We start from the raw sequence: 12,796 nt of genomic DNA, 5'->3' as shown, positions 1-12,796 counted from the left end.
GGCGAAATGGCGCGGCCACATGAGTTCCGCGGCGCTCACAATCAGATTGATTGTTCCACTCGCCTGTCCGACCTTCTCTTCTTTCCCATCGACCGTCCTTTCCGCAGAAGCGATCAACGCAGATACACTGCTGCACAGGCGTGCACCCTCTCGAACGAAGAAGAGATCGCCCCTACTCCATCACCCGCTCCGCTTGATCGGATTGTAACGGCAAATCTGCTACGCTGCCGCGCGAATGCGGCAAGCGATCATCCGACCTATCTTGCAGGCCGGGAACGCAGCTATCAGGGAGTGGGATCGCGGCCTTGCCCCGCAACGGGCGCGGCTAGAGCGTCCGCGGTTTCTCGTCCGATTGATCGATCGAGAACAGTCCGCTGAGCGCCTTGATGTTAACCGGCTTTTCGACACGTGGCACGGCTGCATAAGCATCCGGAATCGCCCAAGCGTCATAACCGGTGGTGAACACGAACCGCACCCCGCGCGTCCGAAGTGCGTCGGCAACCGGATAGGAGCGTTCGCCGCGAAGATTGATGTCCAGGACGGCGCCATCTATCCGCTGTTCGGCCGCAACCAGATTCAGGGCGTCCTCGACCGAGCCCGCCGGCCCAATGACCTCAGCGCCGCGATCTTCCAGCGCACGGGCCAGGTCGGCGGCGATCATGTACTCGTCTTCGACGACGAGGAGCCGCCGGCCTAGTAGTGATTGCGACTCAGTCATCACGCTTCTCCTCGCTCGCGAGCGGCACGGCGATTTCGCAGTGGACGCCGTCAGGTTCGAACCGAAGCTTCGTTTTGGCGCCGAGCTGATAAGGAAGTGCTCGCTCGATCAATTCGCTTCCGTAGCCTTTTCGCGCCGGCCCGCCCTCAGGCATGGCAACCCCGCTTTCGGACCATACCACGGTTGCTTGCCGCCTGGATTGATCGTTCTTGACCTCCCATCGCACCGTCAGCCGGCCTGAGGGTTGGCCGAGGGCGCCGTATTTTACCGCATTCGTGGCGAGCTCATGCAGCGCGAGAGCCATCGATTGCGCCGACATCGCCGGCAACGGTGCCGCCGGCCCCTCGGTCGTTACCTTCTCCACGTCGGCACTGGCGTGCGCCTCCAATTCGGCCCTGACCAGATCACCGAGTTCAATCGGCCGATTGTCGCTTTGCGCGAGCAAACCCTGAGCCCTGGAGAGGGCGCCCAACCTGCTTTCAAAGTCGTCTGCAAAGTCGTCCAGGGACGGGCTCGATCTGATCGTCTGCCGGGCAAGTGATTGGACGACCCCGAGCAGATTGCGCCTGCGGTGCTGCAGTTCGGCCAAGAGAACCTTCTGCCGATCTTGAAGCACGCGCAGTTCGTGGATGTCCGTCATCGTGCCGACCCAATCGACAGCGTCTGCATCCGAACTGACTTTCATCGGTACCGCGCGGGTCTGATGCCACCTGAACTCTCTGTCGGCGGAACGCCTGACGCGGTGCTCGACGTAATACTCGCCCTTGGCGCGCGCTTCGAGCCAGGCCGCCTGGGTCTCTTCGCGATCATCCGGATGGATCGCGTCAAGCCAACCGAAACCGATGCTATCAGCGAAGCTCAGACCGCTAAAGATGGTCCATTGCGGGCTGGCCCAAGTGCGCTCACCATCACTTTTTGAGCGGAAAACCAGCTGGGGTATATTGGTGGCGAGAACGCGGAACAGCTCCTCGCTTTGCGCGAGCTGCTCCGCAGCACGGTGCTGGCTGGTGCGATCGCGCAGCATCTTCACGAAACCCGCGTCGCGCTCCGCCAGCGGCATCAACAGGCCCGAAGCCCAGAGCCGGGTGCCGTCCTTGCGCATCTGCCAGCGTTCGTCCTCGGCGCGGCCCTGAGCTAACGCGCTGCGTCGTTCTTCGGCTGCCGCCTCAAAACCACCCTCCTCGGCGGGAAAAATCACGTCCGCCGATTTTCCGATGATTTCGTCGGTCTTGTACCCGAGTAACCGCTCGGCGCCGGGGTTCCAGCTGGTGGTGATGCCGTTCGGGTCTGTCGTGAAGATAGCAAAGTCCGTCGCGCTCTCGAATACGAGACGCAGCAGCTCATTGTCCGCGGGGACGGCCGGACCGTTTGTCGGGTGATTGCTCTCCTGCACGCGGACGATCTCCAGCGCTCGCGCTGGGCAGCGCGCCAACTGCCAGCGACAATCGCGACAGTCCAAGGACGTTCCTAAGCTGGTTCACGACCCAGGTTCCCGCAGCAACGGGTGACGTCCGGTAACGGTCCTACCCGGCCATCACCCCGCCGCGCTTGATCAGCTCCTTCCCTACCGCGGCCAGATGCACCTGATCCGGCCCGTCGCCGATGCGGATGAAGCGGGCGTAGACGTAAGCACGCGCGAGGAAGGTATCCTGCGAGACGCCGGCGGCGCCGTGGATCTGGATGGCGCGGTCGATCACGCGGGCGGCCATGCTTGGCACCACGATCTTGGCGGCCGCGATCAGGTCGCGCGCGGCCTTGTTGCCTTCGCGGTCCATCCTGTCGGCGGCTTGCAGCGTCAGGAGCCGCGCCTGCGCGATCTCGCAGAATGAGTGCGCGATGTCCTCGCGCACCGAGCCCTGCTCTGCGAGCGGCTTGCCAAAGGCTGTGCGGGAGACGGCGCGCTTGCACATCAATTCCAGCGCGCGCTGGGCACAGCCGATCAGCCGCATGCAATGATGGATGCGGCCGGGACCGAGCCTGCCTTGCGCGATCTCGAAACCGCGGCCCTCGCCGAGCAGGATGTTCTCGGCGGGCACGCGAACGTTCTCGTAGACGATCTCGGGATGGCCGACCGGCGCGTCGTCATAGCCGTAAGTGAGCATGTCGCGGACGATGCGCACGCCGGGCGTCGCTCTCGGCACCAGGATCATGGATTGCTGGCGGTGGCGGTCGGGATCGTCGGGCGCCGTCTTGCCCATCACGATCAGGATCTCGCAATCCTCGTTCATCGCGCCCGAGGTGAACCATTTGCGGCCGTTGATGACGTAGTCGCCGCCGTCGCGCTTGATCTCGCATTGAATGTTGGTGGCATCGCTGGAGGCGACCTGCGGCTCCGTCATCGAGAAGCCGGAGCGGATGCGCCCTTCCAGCAGCGGCTTCAGCCAGCGCTCCTGCTGTGCCGGCGTGCCGTAATTGGCCAGCACCTCCATGTTGCCGACATCGGGCGCCGAGCAATTGAACACCTCCGGCGCCCAGAGGATGCGGCCCATGATTTCCTTCACCGGCGCGTATTCGAGATTGGTCAAGCCAGTGTTGTTAGGGTCTTGGCCGTGCTCGCCGGAGAGGAACAGGTTCCAGAGCCCCTGCTCGCGCGCCAGCCGCTTCAGGTCCTGAAGGACCTGTGGCGTCCTGTAGCGTGTCGCTTCCGGCTTCACCTGCTCGTAATAGAGCTCCTCGACCGGCTCGACATGCGTCCGCATGAACCGGCGGACCCGCTCCTGCAGCTCCAGCGAACGTTCGGAGTGGTGAAAATCCATTGGTGTTCCTCCTCTTCCCTTCTCCCCTCGTGGGAGAAGGTGGCATAGGCGGCCTTCGGCCGGCGTTCCTAAGAACGCCGAAGCAAAGCTTCGGCTATGGCGCCGGATGAGGGGTATCTCTCCGCGGACGCAAGAGACAGCTTCGCACGCGGAGAGATACCCCTCACCCGTCTCGCCGCTTCGCGGCGATCCACCCTCTCCCGCAAGGGGAGAGGGTGCACTGTCCCTGCTGCCGCTTGCGCAGTCCCCTCACGTGCCGCGCAGGAGCTCGCTCGCGACGATCCAGTCGTTGCCGTTGAACTGGAGCATATAGCCGTCCTTGATCGGGCGAAAATCCTGCGGCGTGGTGTTGAGCGTGATGCCGGGCATCAGCAGCGACAGCGGCACGTTCTTCAAATTGGCCGCCTGCGCCATGATGTTCTCACGCGTCAGATTGTCCTTGCACTGCTTCAGCAAGACGACCAACGCCTCGGCGACGGTGTAGCCGTAGAGACCCGCGACGTTGTTGACGTCGGCATTGGGCAGGCGCTTCTTCATGAAGTCGATATAGGCCGTCATCGCCGGATCGTCCTTTGGCGCCTCGACGAACGGCTTGAGCGAGCCGAGCGAGAGCACGCCCTTGCCGGCATCGAGGCCAGCCGGGACCATCACGGTTGCCTTGTTGGCGCAGCCCGAGGCGAGGAAGCGCGTTGCCTGCCAGCCGACCTCATGCGCTTTCCGGATCGCCTGGGCGCAGGCGCGCGGCGTCACCGAATAGATCATGAACACGTCGGCCTTGGTGTTCGCGAGAGTCAGCACCTGGGAATCGACGGTGGGGTCGGCGACCTCGAAGCTCGACGCCATCGCGATCGCCTTGTCGGCGTCGGCACCAAGCGCTTCCTTGACGCCGCGCAGATATTCCTTGCCGGCGTCGTCGTTCTGATAGAGCACCGCGAAGCGTGCATTCGGGTTCTTGGCGCGGGCATAGGCGACGTCGATGGCCGCCTCGCTGGTGTAGTTCGGCGCCCACGGCAGCGCCATCGACCAGGGCATGTTGGCCGGGTCGTTCCACTTCGAGGCCGAGCTGATCAGAAACAGCTGCGGCACCTTGTTGCTGTTGAGATATTTCGCAATCGCCGAGCTCGGCGCGGTGCCCATGGTCGCGAAGATGAAGGCGACGCCATCGCCCTCGACCAGCCGGCGCGCCGCTTCCATGGTCTTCGGCGGCGAGAAGGCGTCGTCGAGCGACAGGAGATTGAGCTTGCGGCCGTTGATCCCGCCCTTCTCGTTGACCTCGTCGAAATAGGCCGAGATCACCCTGCCGGTGATGCCGAGCGGCGATGCGGGGCCGCTATAGGGCATGGTGTTGCCGATCTTGATCTCGGTGTCGCTGACGCCCGGACCGTAGGATTTTTGCGCGGAGACAGGCGTGGACAGGCAGGCAGCCAAGGCTGCAGCCAGGACCAAAGCGGCTTTCATGGTTTCTCCCCGGTGATGATCGCCGCGCGACTCGGAAGGCGCGGCGTGCTGCTCTTGCCAGCACGTCAGATCAGCGGAGTTCCACAAGGCGGTCTTGCGTCGAGTTGCTGATCAGCCGGTGCACAGCCGCCGTCGCCGGCAGCAACATTGACGCCAATCAAGATCGGATGCGGCGCCTCAGCCGCGCGTCCGCTCCATCTCCAGCTCGGCCTTGAGGTTGTCGAGATCCCGATAAATTGAAGCAATCGCAAGGACACGGCCGCCCTTGCGATACTTCAGCAGGCAGTCCTTGCCGGAAATGCTGCCGTCGATTGCGATATCGTCAAAACTATCGGCGTGGCCGACATAGTTGATCGGCACGTCATAGTGCTGCGACCAGAAGAACGGCACGGCCTCGAAGCGCTCGCGCTTGCCGAGCATGTTGCGGGCCGCGGTCTGGCCCTGCCGCTCCGCCACCACCCAGTGCTCGACGCGAATAGTTTGCCGCGAATGCGGATCGGGCCAGCGCGCGATGTCCCCGGCCGCAAAGATACCTGCTATGCTGGTCTCCAGATATTCGCTCACGCTGACGCCCCGGTCGGCCGCAAGCCCTGCCTGCTCGGCGAGCGCGAGGCGCGGCTTGACGCCGATGCCGACCACGACCAGGTCGGCCTCGATCACGCCGCCGCTTTTCAACGTGGCGCGCGTGCCGTCCAGCTTCTCCACCGTGTCCTCGAGGTGGAAGTTGACGCCATTCTCCTCATGCAGCGCGCGCACGAAGTCGCCCATCTCGGGACCGAGCACCCTCTGCATCGGCCGTTCGTCCGGTGCGACCACGTGGACCTCGATCTTGCGTGCCCGCAAGGAGGCCGCAACTTCCAGGCCGATGAAGCTGGCCCCGATCACCAGCGCACGCTTGGCGCTGCCGGCCGCCTCAATGATGGCGCGGCTGTCGGCGACGGAGCGCAGGGTGTGGACATGAGGCTGGTCGGCCCCCGGAATCTGCAATCTGACCGGCTCGGCGCCGGTCGCGAGCAGCAGCCGGTCGAACGGCAGCCTGTCGCCGTTGCCCAGCGTCACGTTGCGCGTCTTCGCCTCGATCGCGGCGACATTCGTGTTGAGCCTGAGATCGATGCCGGCGTCCCGATAATAGTCCTCGCCCCGCAGCGGCAGCCAATCCTCCGGCGCGTTGCCCGCGAGGTAATCCTTGGAAAGATTGGGCCGGTCGACCGGCATCGCGCTGTCATTGCTGAGCATGGTGATGGCGCCGGCAAAGCCCTCGCGACGGAGCGTCTGCGCCGCCGCGAAACCCGCCGCGCCGCCGCCGATGATGACGAATTTTTCCGGCGTTGGCGCCGTCCGGTGAGGCGCCGGAGGCTTCGGCATCTCGCGCTTGCGCTGAACGACGATCTTGTCCTGATCGCGCGAGACCTCCCACACCGCCAGCGCGTTCAGCGCCGGCGGACGGGTCGCCTCGCCTGACCGCAAGGAGAAGCAGGCATGATGCCAGGGACAGCGGATGGTGTCGCCAACCACCAGTCCTTCCGCAAGCGGTCCGTGATAGTGGCTGCAGGTCGGCTCGATCGCAAAGATCTCGCTGCCGGCCTGCACCAGCAGGACGTCTTCCTCGCCGACATGGCCGAGCAATTTGCTGTCCTTGAACGCGGCGAGCGTCACGCCTCGGCTCAAGTCGGGTCCGCTTGGCTTCTTGTCCTCGGTCATGGCGTTGCCTCCTTGAGCCGTCGCGGATCAATCGTCCGAATTGGCCAGCCCCAGCAGCTCCTGGCGCGTCAACGCATTGTCGCGGAACACGCCGAGCATGCGGCTGGTGACGAGATCGGTCCCGGGCTTGTGCGCGCCGCGCGTGGTCATGCAGTGATGCGTTGCCTTGATGATGACCCCGACGCCTTCGGGCCTCAGCACATCGTTGATCGTGTTGGCGATCTGCGCGGTCATCTTCTCCTGGATCTGAAGCCGCTTGGCGTAGATGTCGACGAGACGCGCGAGCTTGGAGATGCCGACGACGCGCCCTTGCGGGATATAAGCGACCCAGGCGCGGCCGACGATCGGTGCCATGTGGTGCTCGCAATGGCTTTCGAAGCGAACGCCGCGCAGGACGATCATCTCGTCATAGCCTTCGATCTCCTCAAAGGTCTTTTGCAGGATTTCGGTCGGATCCTGCGCATAGCCGGAGAAATACTCCTCGAAGGCGCGCGCGACCCGGTCCGGCGTATCGCGCAGACCGTCGCGCGCGGGGTCATCACCGGCCCAGCGGATCATGGTGCGGATCGCCTGCTCGACCTCCGCCCTCTCAGGCCGCTCGCTCGGCGCCTGCGCGACCGCGACACGTTCCAGCCTGCGCGTTTGCGTCTTCATCGAAAACTCCCCTGCAACGAACCGCATACAGAAGGCGGCCCACAGCTTGGACGGCTGCGATCGGAAAAGGTTCCCGGGATCAGGAAAAATTGGAAGCTGTGAGAGCGGCAAGACAGCGGGACGAGAAATCCGGCTCTATGAGGCCGCTTTCCGCACATCGAGCACGGCCTGGGCCCATTCGGCCGGCCGCTCCTGCGGCAAATTGTGGCCGGCCCCTGCAAAGACGCGCCGCTCGAAAAAGCCTTCGAACTTGCCCGCGTGATGGGCCGTGCCGGAATTGACGCCGTCGCTATCGCCGTCGATCGCGATGGTCGGGACACGGACCGGCGGCTGCGCGGCGAGCTTCGCCTCGATCGCGGCATAGGCGGGATCGCCCGTGACCAGTGCGTAACGATGTCGATAGGAGTGGATCACAACATCGACGAAATCAGGATTGTCGAACGACATGGCGCTGGTCTCGAACGTCGCGTCGTCGAAGGCCCATGTCGGCGACCACATCGACCAGAGCTGGCGCGCAAAACCGCGCCGGTTGCGCTCCAGCGCGCGGCGGCCGCGTTCGTTGTGGAAGAGATATTGATACCAGAGCGCCGCCTCCTCGGTTGGCGAAGCCGGCTCCATCGAACGCGCGATGTTCTGGATGTTGTAGGAATTGCCCGAGACGAGGCCGATTACGCGCTCCGGATGCAGAACCGAGACCACGCAGGCCGCGCGCCCGCCCCAGTCGTAACCGCCGACCACCGCGTGCGAGATTCCAAGCGCATCCATGAAGGCCAGGAGATCGGCGCCAAGCGCCGCCTGCTCGCCGGAGCGCAACGTCGCAGCGGAGCGAAACCGCGTCGGCCCGTAGCCGCGCAGCCAGGGCACCAGCACCCGCGCGCCCGCTTGCGCAATGATCGGCGCGGACTCGGCATAGGCGTTCACGTCGTAGGGAAAGCCGTGGCCCATGATGCAGGGCCAGCCGTCCGGCGCGCCGTATTCGCGATAGGCGATGTCGAGGATATCGGTGGCGACAGTTTTTTGTTGCATTACAAAGCGGAGCTATTTTTGCGGCCCGGACAACGTGATGTCACGCTCGGCGCGGAACACGTTGCTGTAGAGGTTGGCGATCCACTGGCGGCCAATCTCGGTCTTGTTGAGATAGCCGATCTCGGTTTGAATGTGCGGTGCGACACTATTCCAATAGAACTGCGGATAGCGGTTCACGATGTCGGCCGGCGAATCGTAGCCGAGCTGGCGGTTCATGCCGACTTCTTCGAATTCGTAATAGAGCGCGTTAGCCTTGCGCAGATAGTTGGGATCTCCGAGTTGCCCGATGAAATCGGCAGCGCGCAGGATCGAGGCGTCGTCGTCATAGTCTTGCCCCTCGCGGGCCGGAAACCGCGTGCCCTCGATGGCGCGGGCGACGCGCTCACTGTCCACGCCCCGGATCTGCGGCAGCCGCCGCCGCACAAACAGTTTCGAGCGATCGACGTGATACATCATCAGACTGGCATCCGAAGCGCCACGCGGCAGCGACACCTTGGTGCCGGAATCATCTATGATAAAGCCGTCGTCGTCGTCCTCCGGAAACAGACCGCGGACATAGCCGATGTCGTGCGCGAGGCAGGCAATCAGGACGTTGATATAGTCCTCAGCCGCAAGATGCGTGTGGAGATTACGTCCCATCAGGATCGCCTGAGCGGCCAGGGTCACCAACATCGTATGTTCGATGTTGTGATAGAGTGCGTCGCTGTTGCCGATGCATTCCATTGCCGTGCGGGTCGAGCCTTCCAGCACCCTGGCGTAGGACTCGTCGTACCGACGACGCATGAACGATCCCAGCAACTTCTCCAGGGTCTCCGCCGCCAGTTTCGGTAACGTGATCATGGATGCAGCCCCGCTTGTCGGTGGTGTTCCACGCCAACTCCCGACGTATCATTCATGTCCTCGACGCAAAGGCCAGCTTAGCCCATCTTGGGCCGACTGGCCAAACCCGGGAACGAAAATCCGGAAATATGTTGCGGTTGTGCCCCGCGATATCGCGGTTGCGGTGCCGGCCCGACACACCTGGGGCCGGGCTCGCCAGCACGGCAAAAACGGCAATCATTCCACCAGCAGCACGTCGACGGCGACGTCGAGCTTCTGCTTCGGCGAGCCGACAATGATGCCGTCGACCGGCGAAACGTCGGAAAAGTCGCGGCCGACCGCGAGCACGATATGGTCGCCAGCGACCATAAGGTCGTTGGTCGGATCGAAATCAACCCAGCCAAGCTCCTCCCCGCACCACAGCGACACCCAGGCATGGGTGGCGTCGGCGCCCTGCAGGCGCGGCTGGCCCGCCGGCGGAATGGTGCGCAGATATCCGCTGACATAGGCCGCGGGCAGGCCCAGCCCGCGCAGGCCCGCAATCATCACATGGGCAAAATCCTGACAGACGCCATGGCGCTTGACGAAGACCTCGTCGAGCGGCGTCGAGATCACCGTCGCCTTGGGGTCGTAGCGAAATTCGGTCCGGATGCGATGCATCAGATCGACCGCCCCGGCGAGGATGCCCGCGCCGGCCGCAAAGCTTTCCGCCGCATAGGCGCTGACCGGTCCCAGCACCGGCACCAGCGGGCTCCCAAAGACATAGCCGACCGGCGAGGACGGCCCGAGGCTCGTCGCCTCGAAGGCGATGTCGCGAATGCTCTCCCAGCCCGGGCTGTCAGCGTCACGCGCCGGCGGCTGGCGCGACACCTTCACGCGAGAGCGAGAATCGATGCGCAGAGTGCGATGCGCGGCCTCGATCACCACACTCTCGGTCAGGGTGCCGAAGAAATCGCGCCGGACGCTACGCTCCGCGGGGCGCGGACGGATCTCGACCTTGTGCGAGATCAGCTCCTGGCCATTGCCGCTCCTCGGCTCCAGCCGCAGCGTGCAGCGGGCGAAGCTGACCGGGCTCTCATATTCGTAGGTGGTGACGTGACGGATATCGTAGATCACGCCAGCCCCGTCAGCTTTTCCGGCCGGCTGGCATTGGGGCCGTGCGGGAAGTAGTGCTGCCCGACTGCCTCGGCGAGGCTGAGCAGATCCTGCTCCAATGCGAACAGCGTCTTGACCTCGATCCTCTCGGCCTCCGCGGTCGCGAGCATCGCCTGCAGCGCGACCGCAAGCCGCTGCGGCTTCTCGATCAGGCCGTGCTCCTTCAGGCTCGGCAGTGCAGCGATATGCTCGTTCAGCGCCGTCACCTGGAACGCCACCGAACGCGGATTGTAACTGTCGAGCACGGCGAGATCGCGCACCGGCGCAAGGATCGGCGCCAGCAGATAACGCGAGCGGTAGGTGATCTGGCAATCCACCAGCGTCAGCAGGATATCGAGATCCTCGTCGCCGGCTTCGTCATAGGCGAACTGCCGGGCAAAGCGCGTGGTGTTGATGGCGCGCTCGGTGCGGCGGCCGATATCGAGGAAGCGCCAGCCGGCGGCGCGGTTCATGTTCTCATGCGCAAGGCCGGCAAAGCTCGCGAGCTCCTGCAACGTCAGCTCGGCCGCGCTCAGCACGCTGTCGTCGTCCTCGACCTCGACGGCCAGCCGCTCGACCATCTCGGTGATGACTTGCCAAGCATCGGGCGACAGCCGCTCGCGCAAGGAGGTCGCCGTGCGCTGGGCCGCGCGGACCAGCGACAGTGCCGAGCCGAAACGCTCCGGGCTTTGCAGCGCCTCGGCAACGATGCGGCCGGGCGCCGCGCGCGAGGTCTGTGAGATCGCGCCCCAGGTCACCAGCAGGCGCTGGATACGCTCCGCCGATTGCAGCGAGGCCGCGGTGCCCTTGTTGGGCCCGCTCGGCGAGCCCAGCGCCCGCACCAGCCGCAGCGTCGCCTCGGCGCGTTCGAGATAGCGGCCGAGCCAGAACAGATTGTCGGCGGCGCGACTCGGCAGCACGCCGGCGATACGGCGGATGCGCACCTTGTCAACCGCAGGCAGCAGCGTCGCGGTCGAGACCTGCTTGTCCGAGACCACCCAGACGTCGGCGGAACGCGCGCCGTCGCCCATCGACACCGCGCGCGCATCCGGCTGCTCGGCGATCCGGCAGAAGCCGCCGGGCATGATGGCCCAGCCGTCCGGCGTCGCGGCTGCGAACACGCGCAGCACGAAGGGACGGGACGTGATCTGCCCCTGCTCCCATACCGGCATGGTCGAGAGCCGAACCACCTCCTGGCCGACATAGTCCATGCCGCGCGCAGCGATCGCGTCGCTCAGGCGCCGGCGGCCGGCGGCATCGAGCTCGCTCGCGAGCACCGGACCGTTGCTGTCGAAACCGGGAACGCCGCGCCGATAGGCGCCTTCGATCGCGACCTCGTCGAGCCGCGACAACACCTCGTCGCGCGCCGAGCGCTGGCCGCACCACCAGGTCGCGATGTGCGGCATCTTCAACTCTTCACCGAGCAGGCGGCGGCTCAGCGCCGGCAGGAAGCCGAGCATCGCGCGCGCCTCCAGCACGCCCGAGCCCGGCATGTTGGCGACGACGACGCCGTCCTTGCGCAGCACGTCGATCAGCCCGGGGACGCCAAGCCGCGAGGAGGCTTCGAGCTCGAGCGGGTCGAGCGAATTGGAATCGACGCGGCGCAGCAGCACGTCGAGCCGCTTGAGGCCCGCAACCGTGCGGATGTGGATATGGTTGTCGCTGACGGCGAGATCGTCGCCTTCGACCAGCAGGAAGCCGAGATAGCGCGCCAGCGTCGCGTGCTCGAAATAGGTCTCGCTGAAGCTGCCCGGCGTGAGCACGCCGATCCGCGGCTCGTCGCGGTCGGCGCGCGCCCGAAGACTGTCGCGAAACGCCTCGAAGAACGGCGCGACGCGCGGCACGTTCATCGACTTGTAGAGATCGGAGAAGGCGCGCGAGAGCACCAGGCGGTTCTCCAGCGCATAGCCCGCGCCGGAAGGTGCCTGCGTGCGGTCGCCGAGCACCCACCAGCGGCCGTCGGGCCCGCGGCCGACATCGGCGGCATAGAGCGAGAGATAGCGCCCGCCCGGCGGCGGCACGCCGCAGACGGGGCGGAGATATTCGGGGCTGCCCGCGATCGCGGCCGCCGGCAGCGCGCCTTCGGCGACGAGGCGGCCCTCGCCATAGATGTCGCGCAGCACGAGCTCGAGCAGCTCGGCGCGCTGGGTGATGCCATCGGACAGCTGCTTCCAGTCGGCCTCGTCGATCAGCAGCGGCAGATGGCTGATCGACCAGGGCCGGTCGGCGCTCTCGCCGGGCGCGCGATAGGTGACGCCGGCCTCGCGGAGATGACGGTCGGCCATGCCGAACCGCCGCTCGACCTCGTCGGGCGCAAGCGCGCCGAAGGCATCGAAGAAGCGGCTCCAGACCGCGCGGGGCTTGCCGTCCGGGCCGAGAAACTCGTCGGGGATGCCGGGCAGGCGCCTGTAGTCGCGGACCCATTGCGCGAAACGGCGCTGGCCTTCGCGCTGACCATTACGTTGACCTTGCGCCTTACCCGCCTTGTCGTCCTCTTCGGCTGCGCCCTCGGCCATGCGCCTCTCCCTGC

Annotated in this window: 10 protein-coding genes; all 10 read right to left on the bottom strand. The window is 65.3% G+C overall.

Annotated features, from left to right (window positions below; all coding sequences use genetic code 11):
* Nucleotides 1–325: 325 nt before the first annotated feature.
* Entirely contained in the window at nt 326–661 is a 336-nt protein-coding gene (locus IVA75_RS36650) for a response regulator (RefSeq protein ID WP_247288688.1), read from the bottom strand.
* A 49-nt stretch (nt 662–710) separates the two neighbouring features.
* Nucleotides 711–2,111 (bottom strand): PAS domain S-box protein, encoded by a 1,401-nt coding sequence (locus IVA75_RS36645; protein ID WP_247288687.1) that lies wholly within the window; start codon nt 2,109–2,111, stop codon nt 711–713.
* Nucleotides 2,112–2,241: 130 nt separating this feature from the next.
* On the bottom strand, nt 2,242–3,474 hold the full coding sequence (locus tag IVA75_RS36640) for an acyl-CoA dehydrogenase family protein (RefSeq protein WP_247288686.1): 1,233 nt from the start codon (nt 3,472–3,474) through the stop codon (nt 2,242–2,244).
* 249 nt (nt 3,475–3,723) lie between these two features.
* Nucleotides 3,724–4,932 (bottom strand): ABC transporter substrate-binding protein, encoded by a 1,209-nt coding sequence (locus IVA75_RS36635; protein ID WP_247288685.1) that lies wholly within the window; start codon nt 4,930–4,932, stop codon nt 3,724–3,726.
* A gap of 177 nt (nt 4,933–5,109) precedes the next feature.
* Nucleotides 5,110–6,633, bottom strand: a complete 1,524-nt coding sequence (locus IVA75_RS36630; RefSeq protein ID WP_247288684.1) for an FAD-dependent oxidoreductase — start codon at nt 6,631–6,633, stop codon at nt 5,110–5,112.
* A 27-nt stretch (nt 6,634–6,660) separates the two neighbouring features.
* Nucleotides 6,661–7,287 (bottom strand): GTP cyclohydrolase I FolE, encoded by a 627-nt coding sequence (gene folE, locus IVA75_RS36625; protein ID WP_018456940.1) that lies wholly within the window; start codon nt 7,285–7,287, stop codon nt 6,661–6,663.
* Nucleotides 7,288–7,422: 135 nt separating this feature from the next.
* Nucleotides 7,423–8,313, bottom strand: a complete 891-nt coding sequence (locus tag IVA75_RS36620; protein ID WP_247288683.1) for an alpha/beta hydrolase — start codon at nt 8,311–8,313, stop codon at nt 7,423–7,425.
* Nucleotides 8,314–8,325: 12 nt separating this feature from the next.
* Entirely contained in the window at nt 8,326–9,153 is an 828-nt protein-coding gene (locus tag IVA75_RS36615) for an HD domain-containing protein (protein ID WP_247288682.1), read from the bottom strand.
* Between the two features lie 216 nt (nt 9,154–9,369).
* A complete protein-coding gene (locus tag IVA75_RS36610; RefSeq protein ID WP_247288681.1) occupies nt 9,370–10,248 on the bottom strand; it encodes a transglutaminase family protein in 879 nt (292 codons plus the stop codon).
* Nucleotides 10,245–12,782 (bottom strand): circularly permuted type 2 ATP-grasp protein, encoded by a 2,538-nt coding sequence (locus tag IVA75_RS36605; protein ID WP_247288679.1) that lies wholly within the window; start codon nt 12,780–12,782, stop codon nt 10,245–10,247. The genes IVA75_RS36610 and IVA75_RS36605 overlap by 4 nt, the downstream gene beginning before the upstream one ends.
* Between the last annotated feature and the right edge of the window lie 14 nt (nt 12,783–12,796).

Source organism: Bradyrhizobium sp. 134 (assembly GCF_023074155.1).
Taxonomy (GTDB): Bacteria; Pseudomonadota; Alphaproteobacteria; order Rhizobiales; family Xanthobacteraceae; genus Bradyrhizobium.
The sequence above is the reverse complement of the archived record's forward strand: the minus strand, read 5'-3'. Positions and strand labels throughout refer to the sequence as shown.